Annotated in this window: 11 protein-coding genes; 5 read left to right on the forward strand and 6 right to left on the reverse strand. The window is 35.0% G+C overall.

What is annotated here, in order from left to right; genetic code table 11:
- Positions 1-32 precede the first annotated feature (32 nt).
- The gene (locus RT228_RS09225; protein WP_006257401.1) at positions 33-329 is read left to right on the forward strand and encodes an HU family DNA-binding protein; all 297 of its coding nucleotides are present in this window, start codon (positions 33-35) and stop codon (positions 327-329) included.
- Between the two features lie 288 nt (positions 330-617).
- Positions 618-2174 carry a ribonuclease E/G gene (locus tag RT228_RS09230; protein WP_006257397.1) on the forward strand — a complete coding sequence of 519 codons (1557 nt, stop codon included), beginning with the start codon at positions 618-620 and terminating at the stop codon, positions 2172-2174.
- Positions 2175-2645: 471 nt separating this feature from the next.
- Here RT228_RS09230 and pbpC read toward each other — a convergent pair whose 3' ends face one another.
- The 3 genes from pbpC to RT228_RS09245 are packed head-to-tail and all read right to left on the reverse strand — an operon-like array spanning position 2646 to position 11069.
- Positions 2646-5024 (reverse strand): penicillin-binding protein 1C, encoded by a 2379-nt coding sequence (gene pbpC, locus RT228_RS09235; protein WP_006262781.1) that lies wholly within the window; start codon positions 5022-5024, stop codon positions 2646-2648.
- Positions 5025-5083: 59 nt separating this feature from the next.
- Entirely contained in the window at positions 5084-10609 is a 5526-nt protein-coding gene (locus RT228_RS09240; RefSeq protein ID WP_313138603.1) for an MG2 domain-containing protein, read from the reverse strand.
- A 16-nt stretch (positions 10610-10625) separates the two neighbouring features.
- Positions 10626-11069 carry a nucleoside deaminase gene (locus RT228_RS09245; RefSeq protein WP_006257394.1) on the reverse strand — a complete coding sequence of 148 codons (444 nt, stop codon included), beginning with the start codon at positions 11067-11069 and terminating at the stop codon, positions 10626-10628.
- 72 nt (positions 11070-11141) lie between these two features.
- Between RT228_RS09245 and RT228_RS09250 the strand changes: the two genes are divergently transcribed.
- Genes RT228_RS09250 through RT228_RS09260 form a run of 3 tightly spaced genes read left to right on the forward strand, consistent with a single transcriptional unit; the run spans position 11142 to position 14831 of the window.
- The gene (locus RT228_RS09250) at positions 11142-12908 is read left to right on the forward strand and encodes a 1-deoxy-D-xylulose-5-phosphate synthase (protein WP_313138604.1); all 1767 of its coding nucleotides are present in this window, start codon (positions 11142-11144) and stop codon (positions 12906-12908) included.
- A 3-nt stretch (positions 12909-12911) separates the two neighbouring features.
- Positions 12912-14111 carry a DUF3078 domain-containing protein gene (locus RT228_RS09255; protein ID WP_025125404.1) on the forward strand — a complete coding sequence of 400 codons (1200 nt, stop codon included), beginning with the start codon at positions 12912-12914 and terminating at the stop codon, positions 14109-14111.
- 12 nt (positions 14112-14123) lie between these two features.
- Positions 14124-14831, forward strand: coding sequence for a porin family protein (locus RT228_RS09260; protein ID WP_025125403.1), 708 nt, complete (start codon positions 14124-14126; stop codon positions 14829-14831).
- Here the strand turns inward: RT228_RS09260 and RT228_RS09265 are convergent.
- The 3 genes from RT228_RS09265 to asnS form a co-directional block, all read right to left on the reverse strand.
- The gene (locus RT228_RS09265) at positions 14819-15433 is read right to left on the reverse strand and encodes a phosphatase PAP2 family protein (RefSeq protein ID WP_058699262.1); all 615 of its coding nucleotides are present in this window, start codon (positions 15431-15433) and stop codon (positions 14819-14821) included. The genes RT228_RS09260 and RT228_RS09265 overlap by 13 nt on opposite strands.
- 13 nt (positions 15434-15446) lie before the next feature.
- Entirely contained in the window at positions 15447-16901 is a 1455-nt protein-coding gene (gene rpoN, locus RT228_RS09270) for an RNA polymerase factor sigma-54 (protein WP_006262788.1), read from the reverse strand.
- A 112-nt stretch (positions 16902-17013) separates the two neighbouring features.
- Positions 17014-18447, reverse strand: coding sequence for an asparagine--tRNA ligase (gene asnS / locus RT228_RS09275; RefSeq protein ID WP_006257388.1), 1434 nt, complete (start codon positions 18445-18447; stop codon positions 17014-17016).
- Between the last annotated feature and the right edge of the window lie 79 nt (positions 18448-18526).

Raw genomic sequence — 18526 nt, forward strand, 5'->3', positions numbered from 1 at the left:
ATCAGACAACAACAAAATAATTTATATCTAAAATGACGAAAGCAGACATTGTAGCTAAAATTTCAGAAAAATTAGGGCTTGAAAAAGGTGAAGTACAGGCAACAGTAGAATCTTTTATGGAAGAAGTAAAAGGATCTTTAGAAGCTGGTGAAAATGTTTATTTAAGAGGTTTCGGTAGTTTTATTATTAAAACTAGAGCTGAGAAAACAGGAAGAAATATCTCTAAAAACACAACTATCAGAATCCCTGCACACAATATCCCAGCATTCAAACCAGCTAAGGTGTTTGTAGAAGGCGTAAAGTCAAACACAGAAGTAAAAGTAAAATAATTTATTAATCTCTAAATTACACACATTATGCCAAGTGGTAAAAAAAGAAAAAGACATAAGGTAGCGACGCACAAACGTAAAAAAAGAGCGAGAGCTAACCGTCACAAAAAGAAAAAGTAGTTTAAAACTACTTTTTTCTTTTAGTAGAAAAAAGATACTGAAAAAACTTGCCTTGCAAAAGGTAAGTTTTCCAGATAGAAATATCTGTATTAATGTTTAATCCATCTATACAAACTCATTTGGTCTTTTAGACATCGTAATGGATGAGTATGGATAAAAATGTACAGTGTGAATAAAGAGCTAATTGTTAGGTCGAATTCTGATACAGTAGATTTTGCCTTATTAAAAGATGGAAAACTAATTGAACTACACAGGGAGAGAGAAGAGAGTGAAGATGATGGTTTTCAAGTTGGCGATATCTTTATCGCTAAGATTAGAAAACCTGTAGCAGGACTTAATGCTGCATTCGTTCACGTAGGCTTTGAGAAGGATGCTTTCTTGCATTACCATGATCTAGGTCCTAATCTTCGAACTTTACTGAAGTTCACTAAACTTGTAAGCGGAGGTAAATTAAAAGATTACTCCTTAAAGAACTTTCCTTTTGAGGAAGAAATTGATAAAGATGGAGTGGTTAGTGATGTATTAAGTGCTAATCAGTCTTTATTAGTTCAGATTGTTAAAGAACCTATTTCTACTAAAGGACCTCGTATTAGTTCTGAACTTTCTATAGCAGGACGTTATGTAGTCTTAGTTCCTTTCTCTAATAGAATCTCTATTTCTCAAAAGATAGAATCTAAAGAAGAAAAAGAACGTCTAAAGAAACTTCTTCAAACAATCAAACCAAAGGGATTTGGAGTAATAGTACGTACTGTGGCAGAGGGAATGAAGGTAGCTGAGATCGAAAAAGATCTGCAGAACCTAATGACTCGCTGGAACAATATGTGCAAAAAATTAAGCGTAGCTCATCATCCTTCTAAAGTATTAGGAGAGGTTAATAAAGCATCATCTATTCTTAGGGATGTGTTTAATGATACTTTCACGGGTATCATGACTGATGATGAAGATATGTATTACCAAACGAAAGACTATTTGCAAGAGATAGCTCCTTCGAAAGTTTCTATTGTGAAGCACTATCAATCATTAGAAGTTCCGATTTTCGAAAAGTATAATATCGAACGTCAGATCAAGACTTCTTTTGGTAGAACTGTTTCTATGAGTAAGGGAGCTTATTTAATCATAGAACATACAGAGGCGTTACACGTCATAGATGTAAACAGTGGAAATCGCTCAAACAAAGCTCAGTCTCAAGAAGACACTGCCCTTGAAGTTAACCTTATCGCTGCAGCTGAGATAGCTAGACAGCTTAGATTAAGAGATATGGGTGGAATTATCGTAGTAGATTTTATTGATATGGGAAATCCAGAGAATAGAAAGACACTATACGACTTCTTAAAAGAAGAAATGAGTGATGATAAAGCAAAACACAAGATCTTGCCTCCTAGTAAATTTGGATTAATTCAAATCACTAGACAACGTGTTAGACCTGAAGTTAATATTGAAACAAGAGAGGAAGATCCGAATGAACACGGTGAAATCGAAGCTCCTATTCTTGTTATTGACAAAATAAAGGCTGACCTAGAAAATATTATTTCGAAAGATAAGTCGAAAAAAATTATCTTAAATACGCATCCATTCGTTGCTGCTTATTTAACTAAAGGAATTCCATCTATTAGAGCTAAGTGGTACTTAGAGTTTAAAAAATGGGTTAAAGTAATTCCACGTGACGCTTACACGTATCTAGAATACCATTTCTTAGATGATAAAGGAAATGAACTTTCAGAATAACAAAAAAACCACTAGTCGGAGATTAGTGGTTTTTTTGTTTCTAACCTTTTTATGGGACACTAGCCTTTTAATAATCAAATATTCTTTTCTTAAAAAAGTGATGTAAAACTGGGTGAAGTCACTTTTTGTCTTTTTTAATACCAGTGTTATACTTATAAGGTATAGTTTTTTAAATAATAATTTATGTCAGTGAGTGTAGAAGAATGTTTGCTTTCTAGCTATTGTGTTTATTATTAGTAGTTTATTTGTGGTGTTTTCTATCTTATGATTTGCTTTGTATAATTTTTTAAACTCTTAAAAAAGTAATTTAGTCATATAAAAGGTTTTACTATAAGTGTTTGTCGTTTACTCGTATGATTTAGAAATTTTTATCATCCTGAATAAGCATACAGATATAAAATAGAAAAAGAAGAAGAGAAGCTGTTTTGAGTGCGAGTGATGAGTAGAGGAGCTATGTTTAGCTCCTCTATTTTATTTAGGGCTACTGAGTTCTAATGTGATTTGAATCGTTTTAGTATTTCCATCAGCATCTACTATGGTTAAATAGTGTATGCCTGGATCTGCCTGTATAGCTTGCTCATGAAATAATGAGGTCTCGCCTAAGTATTCTTCATCTAGGTACCAGTATAGTGTTTTAGCAGGGTTGCTGGTTGCTGCTTTAGCTATAAAGGGCTGCACATTAGAATAGAAGTCTTTAGTTAGATAGATTAGATCATTGTGCTTAGGATAGATAAACTCTGTCGTATTCTGTGTGCTATAATCTATACAGTCTGGTCTATAAGGAGGAAGGTCTTTATAATCACTGTGATGTCGCTTATAGAAGTGAGCCATAGTCGGAGGTAAGATGAACCAAGGTTGATTCATGATATTGTCAATGGGTTCACACATACTGTTGACCTGATAGCTCATTGACTGATCTAGGTGAACAAGTTTGTGATAAGGGCATAGCTCCGTCTTTTTAGCACGATAAGGTACTAGTTCTGTTCTCTTGTCACAGTATGGGCCAGCTAGGTATCCTGATTGGGTACATACTTCTATCTCTTCCATGTCGTTTAACGGTTGTTCAAACCAGCTCGTACGTGGTAATAAATTAAATACGTCAAATAGTATAGGACCAGCCATACGCACTCCACTGATAGATGGACGACCTTCTCCTGAGGCATTCCCTACCCAGATGCCTACTACATACTTTTTATTAACACCGACTGCCCATGCATCTCTACCTCCAAAGCTTGTACCTGTCTTCCAAGCTATTTTAAGCGATGAGTCATAGTATCTCCATGCTTCATCTCCTTCTGGTCGATTAACTTGTGTAAGTGCTTTAAAAGTGTTGTAAATAGCTCCTGCGCCAAGATGTGCTTTCTCTTTGCTATCCTGTCCAAAGTCAAGCTGAATGTTTTTATTCCAGTTTAAGTCTTGTATTTCGTTGCTTCTATATTGACCTTTTGTTCTATTGTAATAGTTAAGGGTAGAAGCTAGTCCTGTATATGCTTTCGTTATCTCCCATAGATTGCTCTCCGCTCCTCCTAATATCAGGGATAGACCATAGTGATTAGGGTGTTTAGAAATAGATTTAAAGCCCAAGTTTTGCAATTGATTATAGAATCTATAGATACCATATTTCTGAAGCATTAATACAAAAGGAATATTTAGTGATCTAAATAAGGCTTCGTCTGCTGGTACTGCTCCTTCATAAGAGCTATTAAAGTTCTCAGGTTTATAGCCCGATATCACTACAGGTATATCAGCAGCTAATGTTTTGGGTAGGAGTTCTGCATCATCTAGCATACTCGCGTACAAGAAGGGTTTAATGATACTCGCTGTACTGCGCTGTGCATGGATGATGTCTACATCTTTTTTATGTTGTACTGTAGTAGGGGTATTTCCTACATAGCTGATGATATCACGTGTTTCTACATCTATGACGATAACAGCCATATTATAGATTTCTGTTTGACTATAATTAAAATAATACCCCTTCACGATATCATTGACACGTTGTTGAATATTATAGTCTATCGTAGTATGATTTCTCTCTTGACTATTTGTCTTAGCTACATACTGTAATAGGTGAGGTGCTATCTGAGGTAGCTCATGAGGCTTCTGAGGTAGAGGCTCTTCTAATGCTAGTAGATAGGTGCTCTCATCAAAAGTGCCTTTGTCTAGTAACTTTTTCAGTAAGGCATTTCTTTTTTTAAGTAATGTTTCTTGGTTTTTTCCTGGGTATATTAAGCTTGGAGCGTTTGGTAACACTGCTAATGTAGCGCTTTCTGCCCAAGATAACTGTTCTGGTGTTGTCCCAAAATAACGCCAAGCAGCTACTTCTATACCTACCACATTACCTCCAAAAGGGGCATGCGATGCGTATAGGCTTAATATTCTATCCTTACTATACTTAAACTCTAGGCGAGTAGCTTGTATCGCTTCAATAAGTTTCTCTGAATAGCTTCGTTTCTTACCATCTCTAGATAGACGAATAGTCTGCTGTGTAAGTGTACTTCCTCCTCTGACTACCTTGTCAGACTGAAGATTAGCTCTAAAGGCTTTTATCATTGACACGGGGTTAACTCCCCAGTGATAGTAAAAGTATTCGTCTTCGAAGGCAATAATACACTCCTTAAACTTATAAGGTACAGAGTCTACTTCTGGAAAACGCCATTGTCCATCAGTGGCTATCTGTGCACCGAGAAGTTTATTATCATTACTTTCTATTACGGTGGAATAGGGCTTAGTAAACAATTCGCTAGGTAGCGAAAAGTAATAGAGTACTAAGAGAATAAAAGCGATGATCGTCATCACTTTTCTCTTTAAAGACCATGTTTTCCAATTCAAGTTAGGTTTCAATTTCATATAAAATAAAAATACAGGGAATTTTGTTTCCCTGTATTTATTTAATGATTGTCAATTTATTATTTTACTACTTCTATCCATTGTCCTGCTGTACGGCATCTGTATGAATTGTCATACATCGCTTCTGCATAGACTCCTGGCATATAATACTTACCTAGGTAAGATGCATTTAATACTACTCTTAATGTCTTTGTCTCTCTTGGATTAAGACTTAAGTAGAAGTTAGAACGGTCATCTCTGATATCTGTGTGTTGTACAGGATTACTCACTTCACCAGCATCTGTGTATCTCAGGTTTACAATCTCCCATCCAGATGGGATAATCTGTGTCAATGCTACATTATCAATGCTGTTAACAGTAGTATTCGTAATCGTAATATAAGCAGAGAACTCTGTTCCTTGGCTCAACTGAGTAGGGTTAATTACTTGCTGACTTGCATCTCTAAACGAGGTGCGAATACTGATATTACTTTCGTCTGTCAATTCTTTTCCTACAGGAAGGATACCACTATAAGCCACACGAGCATAAACAGTAGAGGTGTTCTTATTGACTAAACTAACTTCATTAGTAGAAGATATCGTTTTAAAGTCATACTCATACATATTGTTTTTTGTCGTAGCATTTGTAGTCGTTCCGTTATTTGTGAAGTCTACATTGATACCTTCTTTTGATTTATTATTCTTTACATAAGCTGAGATTACGTTTAGTCCGAATGCTGTACTCTGTGTACTCATCCATGTATTAGAACCTAATCTTTTTGCCAATGTGTTAGCGTATTCATGCATTAACTTATTATTCGATTTAGTCAGAATAAGTGTTTCTAATGCCATAGCTAATCTTCTCTCATAAGAACCATAATAGTAATACTGAGATTGATTATTCTCTATAATAGGTGAGCTTGCTATTAGTTTATTAGCAGCTTCTTTTTGCCCCGCTAAAGCATAGGCTGCTGCTAGACGTAACTTCGTATCAGCAGAAATACCTGTAGTTTCTCTTAGTCTGTTCATAGAGGCTAAGTCAGCATTACCTGCTAGTGCTAATGTGTATAATCTATAAGCCTGCGCAATATCATTGTTATAACGACTGCTGTATGACCATGATCTTACTGCTTTTTGTTGATAAGCAATTGCATTAGCTTTACTTCCAATAGGTAAGGCATAGCCTCTTTTCTCAGCTTCGATTAAGAAGTGTAAGATGTATGAAGTAGTCCAGTCATCAGAATAAGAATCACTGCTCCAGTATCTAAAGCTACCATCTGCCATCTGACGTTGAGCTAATGTCTTTAACCCTTCGTTGATATTGCGCTGTAGACTTTCTTTTTTGCTCTTACTTACATAAACTAAGTCTTCTAAGAAGATCTGAGGGAATACTCCAGAAGTCACCTGCTCACTACATCCGTGAGGATATTTAATCAAGAAGTTTAATCTAGATGTTAGATTAATACCAGGGAAAGTAGATAGCTCTAGAGTAGCTTTATTACTACCTGTCACTCCAAACTTCTCCCATTCGATTTTATTTGTACTGTTTGGTTCTAATACGATATCTTCTGTCTTCACAGTGACAGGATTAGGATTTAGTACATCTAACTCTACTACATAAGTAGCTCTCTCTTTACCAGATATAGCTTCTATTTCTATCTTAGAAATACCTGTTTTTTGTTGTACTTCTAGGTCACAGTACACTACTTTTTCGTCAGGTTCACTGAATGTTATTTCCTGTGTAGCATTATTCTGAATCTTAAACTTGTCATCTGTTTTTACTTTTACAGTTACATTTTTCACATGACTTTCCATAGCGAATACTGTGATCGGTAGCGTTACTTTCTCTCCTGGTACAGCTCTTCTAGGAAGAGAACCTAATATCATCAGAGGGTTGTTTACTTTGACCGTTTTCTCTACACTTCCGTATGCTTTAGTAGCTACATTAGAAGCAACTACCATCGTACGAACTGATCCTATGTACTTAGGTAGTTTTACTTTATGAGTTCCAGTTTTGCCTCCATCAAGAACGAATGGTCCTAAGTGGATAACAACCGGTTTAAACCTATTTGCTTTCTTCACTTGACCAGCTCCAAGGTCTTCATCTCCCCCTATGCTGAATACTTGATTAATAGCACCACCATAAGCTCCAATAACGTTGTCGTAGATATCCCAGGTACGCACACCTAGAGCAGTTTTGCTATAGAAGTTATCCCAAGGGTTAGGAGTCTTAAAACGTGTTAGATCTAGTAGACCGTCCTCTACTATCGCTATAGTATAAGTCATTTTTTGACCTGCCTTTTCTTTTACTTGAACAGTGAATTCTTGTTCAGGCTTTAGTTTGTCAGGTATAGTCAGAACAGGCTCTAGCTTAGTTTTCTTATTGTATACATTGATAGGAGCTACTCCATACATACGTATAGGAGAGTTATTTAACGTAGAAGCATGTGGCTGTATAGCAGATACATTGATATATACATTAGGCGACATCGCTTCTGTAGTAGCGATTTCGAATGTCGTTTCTCCTTTTTGAGTTTTCACCCAATGTGTCTCTAATACAGTAGATCCATTCTCTATAGAGATTAATGCTCTACCACCTTCACTAGATGGGAAAGATAGTTTTATCTTCTCTCCTGTATTATAATCTTTTTTATCTGTAGCTAGGGCTAATACTGTAGCTTCTTTTCCTTGTGAATGTTTGGTTTTACCAGACCAATAAGGGTAGTCTACATATACCACAGAAGAGGCAATATGTTTACCGTATTTATCACGCGCTACAATCTCATAAGTACCCCAATCCTGTTCTGGAATAGTCAGAGACATAGTAGCTGTACCGTTAGAAGATGTCGTGTAATCTACCGCATCTTTATACACAGAGTAGTAGTCTGAACTACTGTAGCTAGAAGCTCCGTTGTTATTAGAGCTCCACCACCAATACCCTTTTTTTCTATAAACAGTTACGTTGATATCATGAGACTTCGGAGCCCCTTGTGCATTCAAAGTTACAAAAGAGAATTTAAGTGGTTCGTCTGTTTGATAATATCCGTATTTATTAGCATCAGGTGCCTTTATCCCTACATAGGTATTGTATGGAGAGATCGTAGCTGTAGATACATCAGTAGATACATCACCTCCGTTCTCGTATACCTTAGAAGTAAAGATTGCTTTTAGCATTCCTGTGTTTTCTGGTATATTATTTAGATTAACAGAAAATGAAAAGTCACCTTCAAAGTCTGTTGATCCTGAGAAAGCATTTATCTCTTGAGAACCATAAGAACTCAAGCTGTTACTAAACGAATATGTTTTATAGTTAGAGAAAGTTGTTGTTTGAGGAAGTAACTTTAAGGTTACTTCAGCTTTTAAGTTTTTAGCAACACTTCCTTGTAACCACTGTACGTTATAGTCGACTCTAGCACTGTTACTATTGCTGTAAACAGTTTTGCCTTCGATTGTGTTTTTAATCTTTAAACGATTCGGTTTTATCGTTTCTATTTTAATTTGCTTGTAAAATTTAGCACCTCCTACACTTACAACTGCCTGCCAATTCCCTGTAAGAGATTCAGGGTTTGTTTTTAAGACATAAGCATAGTGATTATTAGCATTCTTTTTCTGTACTATCTGATCTACTACTTTCCCGTAAGGATCAGAGAAAGTTAGTTTGATCGGGTGGTTAGCAGGTAGAGGATTAGCTAGATCATCAAGAATGAAATCTAGGTAAATGTTGTCTCCTGGTCTCCATACTCCTCTTTCAGTATAGATATATCCATTGATACCTTTTTGTAACGTAGTACCATCTACATCATAGTTACTCATAGATAGAGAGTTTGCCTCATCTATTTTTACATAAGTTGTATTTCTATCATCTTTTATAATAGCAAAGGCAGGTTTCTTTTTCTCTAGGTTAACAATAAGAATACCGTTAGTATCAGTCTTAGCAGAAGTAATTAATTGTTGTCTATACGTATAGAATTCTACTGTCGCTGCCGCAACAGGATCTGTTGTAATCAGATTCGTAACAATTGTTGTATAGATATTATTATTACCACCTTTAATGATTACACCTAAGTCAGTAGCTAATACATTAGTAGCTGCTTTCTCGTGATAGTAGTAGTAAGATTGAGAACATGGGTCATCTTTCTCACTCCAGTTATAGTAATAGTAGTAATCATCATCATAATACTCATCATCTTGATTTAGTTCCTCATCTGTATTTTCTTCTATATCCTCATCTGTAGTCTCGCTGTCTTGACTCTCAGCACACCCATATAATGAATACGAACGATCAAAAGAGAACTCCACTCTGTATATCGCTCCTGGATCAGGACTAATAAGAGTAGATAAGTCTAAGGCATAAGTATTGTACTGCATTAATGCTTTAGGATTCGCATTTGTCAGTTTAATCGTAGTTTTTGCGATAGGATCAGCCACTCTGTTAAGGCTGTATTTCCCATCTATATTATTCTCTTGTAAGAATTGAAGAATATTGTTTTCGTATATTTTGTAAACTTTTACATCTACAGCTTTTAGTGTAGTAGCTCTAAAGTTTATTTTTAAATTTTCTGAGCTAGGTAATATTGTACCACTGTTGATCAGTTGTACATCAGGTTTAGGAATACCGAAGTTTAGCTCTACTACTTCTGTAGTCAGCGTTTTATTTCCTTTGTTATCTTCAATACCTGAACTGATTCTAATATTAATTTTGTCTTGTAACGGTTTGTCTGCAAATACCTTTAATACGTTTCCATCTGTTGAGAAAGTTAGTTTTGCATCGTTATTCTCTAAGTCTATTAAACCATTAAAGTCTTGATTCTTCTTAAGAGGGTTCGAAAAGTTAATCCAAAAAGCTTGTGCGTCATCAGCTACAGGTTCAACTTTAAAGTGATCAAAGTAATTCTGTTGAGGTACCGTGTGTACTTCAGTGCTTTTAGCCGCGTTATTTACAGGTTTACCATTGATAATAATATCAATAGATGATTCTGAAGGATTTCTCTTAATCTTATTGATTGTGAACTTAAATTCTTTAGCTTCAGTTTTATCATCACTATCAAATTTTAGATCTAAGTTCTTTTTTTCTTGTACTGCAGTTAATACTTTTTTAGCATCAGCAGTAGTTAACCAATCACTTGTAGTCAGTACGCCATTAAGTACATATTCTGTATCTGATACGCTCTGAAGGTCTAATAACTGTGTATGGAATGTCTGAGGTACAGTCATCACCATAAAAGAGAAGTTCTTTAGGGCATCTTCTGTCTCTGTAACTTTGTCTAAATGAAAAGTAATATTATACCTCTGATCTTGTTTTAATCGCTCAGATGGGATAAAACGGATCACGTCTGTAGGTAAGTAGACTACTTTTCCTTTTACAGCTGGAGTGATTGTAAATAGGTCACTATCTAACTCTTCATTAGGAGCCCAGTTTTTCCAGTTTTTAGGAATACTGATATCGATAGGATCTTTAGTAGAGATAACACCTGCTGTAAAAGCCAGTATATATTCACTAAAAAGCTTAGGGTTGGATAAGTTGACATTTAGATTTCCGTTCTTTTTACAAGACTGGAGCGCTATAAATGCACAACAGATGAGGATAAGTAGATTTCTGAATTTCATAGTTATAAGCAATTTTTTATTTTCTTTTATTTTCAAAAAACGATTTCATTAAAGCAGTGCATTCTTGTTCAAGAACACCTGAGACTACTTCCGTTCTAGGGTGAAGTTGTCCTCCTATGGCTTTATATCCTCTTTTATCATCAGATGCACCATAAACAATTTTGGTTATTTGACTCCAATAAAGGGCTCCTGCACACATCTGGCAAGGTTCTAAAGTTACGAATAAAGTGCAGTTTTTCAAATATTTAGCGTTTAAGTAATTAGCAGCAGAAGAGATTGCTTGTATTTCTGCATGAGCAGTTACATCGTGTAATAGCTCTGTCAAATTATGACTTTTAGCTATAATTTGGTTATTGGCAACTACGATTGCTCCTACGGGAATTTCTCCCTTATCATACGCTTCTTTTGCTTCGCTTAAAGCAATGCGCATAAAATATTCATCATTGAAAAAAGTATCCATTCTTTTGTGTTAACATAAATGCAAACTCAAAAGTAAAAACAAAATTGTAATTTTGTTTTTATTTTATTTAGAATGTCTAAAAACTTACTTAAACATATTAATACTCCAGCTGACTTAAAGAAACTTACAATTGAAGAATTGAAAGGATTAGCTGTGGAGTTGAGAGAATTTATTATTGATATAGTTGCTAGTAAAGAAGGGCATCTAGGAGCAAGCTTGGGTGTAGTGGAATTGACCATTGCGCTACATTATGTATTTGATACTCCTAGTGATAATTTGGTATGGGATGTTGGGCATCAGGCCTATGGACATAAACTACTTACTGGTAGACAACAAGTATTTCACACCAATAGACAAAAAGGAGGTATCAGTGGATTTCCTTTGAGAGAGGAGAGTGTTTATGATGCTTTTGGAGTAGGGCATTCGTCTACTGCTATTTCTGCTATTTTAGGTATGGCTATCGCAGCTAAGTTAAAAGGGGAAGAAGATAGATGTCATATTGCTGTTGTAGGTGATGCGTCTATTGCATCTGGAATGGCCTTTGAAGGATTAAATCATGCAGGGGTGACAGATACTAATATGCTAGTGGTGCTTAATGATAATGCTATAGGTATAGATCCTAGTGTAGGTGCATTAAAAGACTATTTGACATCGGTGAAGGATGGAAGTAATCCACGTGCAAATAATATGATTAAGTCTTTGAACTTTGATTATCACGGACCAGTAGATGGTCATGATTTGCCTAGATTGATAAAAGAACTCGAAAGATTAAAGAATATAAAAGGCCCTAAGTTTCTACATGTTATTACAACAAAAGGGAAAGGGTTGAAACAAGCGGAAGAAGATCAGGTAAAATACCATGCTCCTGGTAAGTTTAATAAAGACACAGGAGAGTTAATACCTAAGAAAGAGAATGAGTTCCCTTCTAAGTTCCAAGATGTTTTTGGATTAACTTTAGTTGAGCTTGCTGATGCTAATAAGAAGATTGTAGGTATTACTCCTGCGATGCCTACAGGTAGTTCATTGAAGTTTATGATGGACGCTTATCCAGATAGAGCAATAGATGTAGGGATAGCAGAACAGCATGCAGTGACATTAGCTGCAGGTATGGCTACAGAAGGTCTAATACCGTTCTGTGCGATATATTCTACTTTTTTACAGCGTGCCTATGATCAAGTTATTCACGATGTGGCTTTACAGAATCTTCCTGTGATATTTTGTTTAGATAGAGCTGGATTAGTGGGTGAGGATGGAGCGACACATCAAGGGGTGTATGATATTGCTTATTTAAATTGTATTCCTAATATGATTATTGCAGCACCTTTAAATGAGTTAGAGTTGCGCAATTTATTATACACAGCTCAGTTAGGTCTAAACCATCCGATAGCAATACGTTATCCTAGAGGGAAAGGCGTTATTGAATATTCTTGGAAATTGCCATTTGAGAAAATTAATGTAGGAAGTGTTTCTCAAATCAAAAAAGGAAATAAATTTGCATTTATATCTACAGGAACTATTGGTAATAATGTAGTTAGAGCAATGGAGTCTTGTGATGGTACTGAGTGGTCACATTATCACTTTATGTTTGTAAAACCATTGAATGAGGAGGTATTACATCGTATCTGTCAGGAGCATGAAAGGATAGTGACATTAGAAGATGGAACTGTAATAGGAGGTTTTGGTAGTATAGTAAGCCAGTTTGTTACCAAGTATTATCCTCATATTGCGGTAGAAATATTAGGAATAAAAGATACATTTATAGAACATGCAACTGTGTTAGAACAACAACAGTTATGTGGAATAGATATAGAAAGTATAGTTGCAATAATAAAGAATTAAGTTTTGGGAAAGATTAAGAAAGGTTTACTTGGTTTAGTTGTATTAGGGAGTTGTTTACAGACGTATGGACAAGAAACGACAGAAAGTAAACAACCAGAAAATAAGAATGTTCAAAATGTAAAGAAAGATACTTTGCGTATAGAAGAGAACCCATATAATCCATTGATGGGAGTGATTCCATATAAAGATTATAGTGGAGGGACGATTATATACGATAAGAATGATAGAGGAGAGCCTTTCTTAAAACCTGCAGTGTATGTAGAGAGAAAGAAACCTAAAATGAATAAGATAAAGACCAATTATAATCCTAATATAAATTTAAGCCTTTTACCTATTAACAATGAAATAATTGGCTATTGGGAAAAAGAAAACCGCTTAGGGTTAGACTTTAATCAGATTGCTTTTGTCAATTGGAGTGCTGGGGGAGATAACTCTATTTCAGGGCTTTTAAAAGGAGAATTTGGACGTAAGTATATTAAGGGGCGTTTATTGTGGGAGAATACTTTAAATGTGAGATATGGGCTTAATAAGCAGTCTGGAAGAGAATCTCGTAAGACAGATGATGTATTAGAATTAAACTCTGCTTTTGGGTATAAGTCTTCTGCAATTTCTGATTGGTATTATGTAGCGAAGCTAAACTTTAAAACGCAGTTTACCAACGGATATAATTATCCTGACACTGATAATCCTGTATCAGCTTGGTTTGCGCCTGCATACTTATTCGTCGGGGTCGGAGCGGAGTATATAGATCCTAAGACAGAGATGAAGTTTTATATTTCACCATTAACGCATAAAGCAACATTCGTTTTAGATCAGACATTAGCAGATCAAGGAGCATTCGGTGTGACTAAAGCAGAGAAAGATGACTTAGGTAATATTATTAGACGTGGATCTAATCATAAAGCAGAAATAGGTTTTTTATTGAGTAGTGAATGGAAGAGAGAGATATTTAAAAATATGTTTTATCAACATAAACTAACTTTGTATAGTGATTATCTAAACAACTTTGGTAATGTAAATGTCATGTTTGAAATGAAGTTAGACCTTAAGGTTAATGATTATGTACGTGCTAATGTAGGAACGTATATGATTTATGATGATAATGTAAAGAATAAAGTGATGAGGGATGGTGTGCAGGTTATGGAAGGTCCTAAGCTGCAGTTTAAACAAACTTTAGGAGTAGGATTAACTTACGCGTTTTAATTCTAAGAAGCTATGAGAAAATTACTAGTTATAGGTATTATATTGTTGAGCGGTTTTATGGCTCATGGACAAGAATACATTGAGTCAAACGAAAATATAAATGAAGCTGTTCAGGATTCTTTAAAAACAGTTGATTTTAAATATAGAGAAGATCAGTTTTACTTCGGTATCACACATACTTTAATGCAAGATAAACCTGCTGGCTTTTCTCCAAGTTCTGTATCTATAGGAATGAATGGAGGTTTTTTAAGAGATTTTCCTATTAATAAATCTAGAACAGTGGCTATAGCACCTGGAGTAGGATACTCGTATCTAAACTTAAGAGGTAATCTGGGAATTACAGCAGAGAATGAACATATTATTTTAGGTTCTTATAAGAAAAGTAGTTTATCATTACATGCTATTGATTTTCCTATTGAACTTCGTTGGAGAAACTCAACACCATATAGTCATAAGTTTTGGCGTGTTTATTTAGGATTTAAGGCTAGTTATGTTTTCGGAGATCGTACGAAAACGACTACAGGTGATTACTCTGCTACATTTAAGGGGGATCCTAATGTGAATAAATGGTTGTATGGAGTTTATCTATCAGCAGGATTTAATACATGGAATGTTTATATGTATTATGGATTGAATAATGTATATAAAGATGAGGTATTGAAGTGGGATTCTAATAAACTAAGACTTCTAAATGTAGGAGTAATGTTCTATATTTTATAGTTGATAAAAATATAGACTAGTGAAGGTATAATCCCAATACAAAAACCTTGAATAATTTCTTTAGATGTATGTGCTCTAAGTAGTAATCTAGAACAAGCAACTATCCCGATTAAAAAGACGAAAAGAATTACCCCAATAATATTAGGTTGTTGTAGTTCCACTAGTACATAAATGTAAAACATAAAACTAGTAACTAATGTAGTGATATGGACACTTGACTTCTGTTTTAGTAACCCAAATAATAGAAGTAGGAGATAACTATTCATTAACCCCCAAATATATAAGCGTATTGTATAAGCACTATTGTTATATAGAATATAATCCTTTAGCATAAACAGTAAAACAATGTTGATGATAAAAGGGATGATACGCTCTTTTCTTGAGCTGACCATAACAGAAGTATTGACAAGCTTAAGAGATCTCAACAAAAAGTAAATACATATAGGCAATAGGCAGGTTGTAATTAGAACTTGCCCTAATATAATAGACATTTCTACTGAAGAAAAGTAGAAATGAGCTAATGAAAAATACAATAAAGTCGTTAAGAAAGGGACTGTTATTGGATGAAAAATATAAGAGAATAATTTCGCTGTTTTTTTCATTTAATAATCAGTATTAAATACGTTTACGCATTCTCGCTACAGGAATGTCTAATTGTTCTCTATATTTAGCTACTGTACGTCTAGCGATAGGGTATCCTTTGTCTTTAAGTAACTCTGCTAGCTTGTCATCAGGATAAGGTTTTTTCTTGTCCTCTTCACCGATGATATTTTGTAGTATCTTTTTAATTTCTAATGTAGAGACTTCCTCACCTTGATCATTAACCATTGCTTCAGAGAAGAAGTTCTTGATTAATTTAGTACCATAAGGTGTATCTACATATTTACTGTTAGCTACCCTTGACACGGTAGAGATATCTAGTCCTACTAAATCAGCAATGTCTTTTAAGATCATTGGCTTTAGTTTGGTCTCATCTCCTGTCAGAAAGTATTCTTCTTGGTATTCAACGATAGCGTGCATGGTTACAAATAATGTTTCTTGACGCTGTTTTATTGCGTCGATAAACCATTTAGCACCATCTAGCTTTTGTTTGATGAATTGTACAGCATCTTTCTGTGCACTAGAAGATTTTGCAGATTCCTTATACGACTGTAGCATCTCTTGATAATCTTTAGAGACGTGAAGTTCAGGTGCATTTCTTCCATTTAATAAAAGTTCAAGTTCACCTTCATTAATCTTAATTGTAAAGTCAGGCACTACATGTTCTATAGTGCGTTCATTACCTATATAAGCTCCTCCTGGTTTTGGATTTAGTTTTTCTATTTCATCAATAGCGTTTCTAAGTTTTTCTTTTGAGACACCATATCTCTGTAATAGTTTATCGTAATGTTTTTTTGTAAAAGCATCGAATTGATCTGCTATAATTTCCGTAGCTAGATCTACAGCATCTGACTGTGTTTTGTGTTTTAACTGTAACAGAAGACACTCTTGTAAGTCTCTAGCGCCTACACCAGCAGGGTCTAGTTCTTGTACGATTAGTAATATTCTTTCTACAGTCTCTTCGTCAGTATAGATACCTTGAGTGAATGCTAAGTCATCTACTAGATCTTGAGTTTCACGTCTTAAGTATCCCATATCATCGATACTTCCCACTAAGAACTCTGCAATCTTTCTGTCGCCATCATTTAACATGAAGGTGTTTAATTGATTTAACAGATCTTGATGAAATGATTCATGTGCGATGATAGGCATTTCGTACTCATCATCATCTTTACTGTAGTTATTCGCTTGTAATTTATAGTCAGGAGTTTCATCATCACTTAGATATTCATCTATATTGATGTCTTCTGCTTCTATGCGCTCATTGTCATAGTCTTCAAAGTCATTGTCAAATTCATCCACGTCTGTAGACTCATTTTCTTTACCAGTCTCTAGCGCAGGATTCTCAATTAGCTCTTCCTTCAGCCTTTGTTCAAAAGCTAAAGTGGGTAATTGTATTAACTTCATCAACTGGATTTGTTGAGGAGATAATTTTTGAGATAATTTGAGTTGTAAACTTTGTTTAAGCATTCTTTTGAATATTAATTACAAATAAAAAAAATGTTTACTTTAAAACATAATCTTTTTCAAATTTAATGAAAATATGTGATAAAGTAAACACTTTTATAAAGGTATTATGATGTTAGAACTCTGCGTTCTGCGGTGTTCTAGGGAAAGGAATTACGTCTCTAATATTCGTCATTCCTGTCGCAAATAATACAAGACGTTCAAAACCAAGTCCAAACCCACTGTGAGGAGCTGTTCCGAATTTTCTTGTATCTAGGTACCACCAAAGTTCTTCTTTGTCAATGCCCATTTTTTCAATTTTCTCTAAAAGAACATCGTAGCGCTCTTCTCTTTGAGAACCTCCTACAATCTCTCCGATACCAGGGAATAAGATATCCATTGCTCTTACTGTTTTACCATCTTCATTCATTCTCATGTAGAATGCTTTGATTTCAGCTGGGTAGTCAAATAAGATTACTGGACACTTAAAGTGTTTTTCTACTAAGTAACGCTCATGCTCACTTTGTAAGTCTGCACCCCATCCATCGATAATATATTTAAACTTCTTGTTCTTATTAGGCTTACAGTTTCTTAAGATATCTACAGCCTCAGTATAACTAACACGTTTAAAGTTGTTATCTACTACGAAGCGAAGTTTTTCTAATAGACTCATTTCACTGCGTTCAGCTTGAGGTTTTGTTTTTTCTTCATCTTGTAAACGCTTATCTAAGAAAGCTAAGTCATCAGCACATTTATCTAATACGTAGTTGATTACATATTTGATAAAGTCTTCTGCTAAGTCCATATTGTCGTCTAAGTTATTAAACGCAACTTCTGGTTCGATCATCCAGAACTCTGCTAAGTGACGAGATGTATTTGAGTTCTCAGCACGGAAAGTAGGTCCGAATGTATATACTGAACCTAATGCCATAGCATAAGTTTCAGCTTCTAATTGTCCAGATACAGTTAAGTTAGTAGTCTTTCCAAAGAAATCTTGTGAGAAGTCTATCTTTCCTTCTTCTGTACGAGGTAGATTATTTAAGTCTAAGTTCGTTACTCTGAACATTTCTCCTGCTCCTTCTGCATCAGATCCTGTAATGATAGGTGCATTGAAATAGAAGAATCCATTTTCTTGGAAATATTTATGTACAGCATAAGATAAAACACTACGCACTCTCATAATCGCTCCAAATACATTTGTACGGATTCTCAAGTGAGCATTCTCACGTAAGAACTCTAGAGAGTGTTTCTTAGGTTGTATCGGATACTCTTCTGGATTTGCTTCTCCGTATACTTTAAGATTTTCAACTTGTATTTCTACAGTTTGACCAGCCCCTTGGCTCTCTACTAATGTTCCTCTAACTGAGATTGCAGCTCCTGTGTGAATCTTTTTTAACAACTCTGCTGGGAACTTATCTAAATCAACAACACATTGAATATTGTTAATCGTAGATCCATCATTCAAGGCGATAAATTGGTTATTTCTAAACGTTTTTACCCATCCTTTTGCTTTAACTTCATGGAGTAGACCTTTGCCTGCCAGTAGATCGTTAATTTTCGTATGTTTCATCGTGATTTATAATTTTAATAATCAGTGTCTTATTTAGACAATTTCAAATACTTGCAAAAATAGTAAAATATTGTGTATT

The sequence above is a fragment of the Myroides sp. genome (assembly GCF_032073645.1).
Lineage (GTDB): Bacteria > Bacteroidota > Bacteroidia > Flavobacteriales > Flavobacteriaceae > Flavobacterium > Flavobacterium odoratimimum.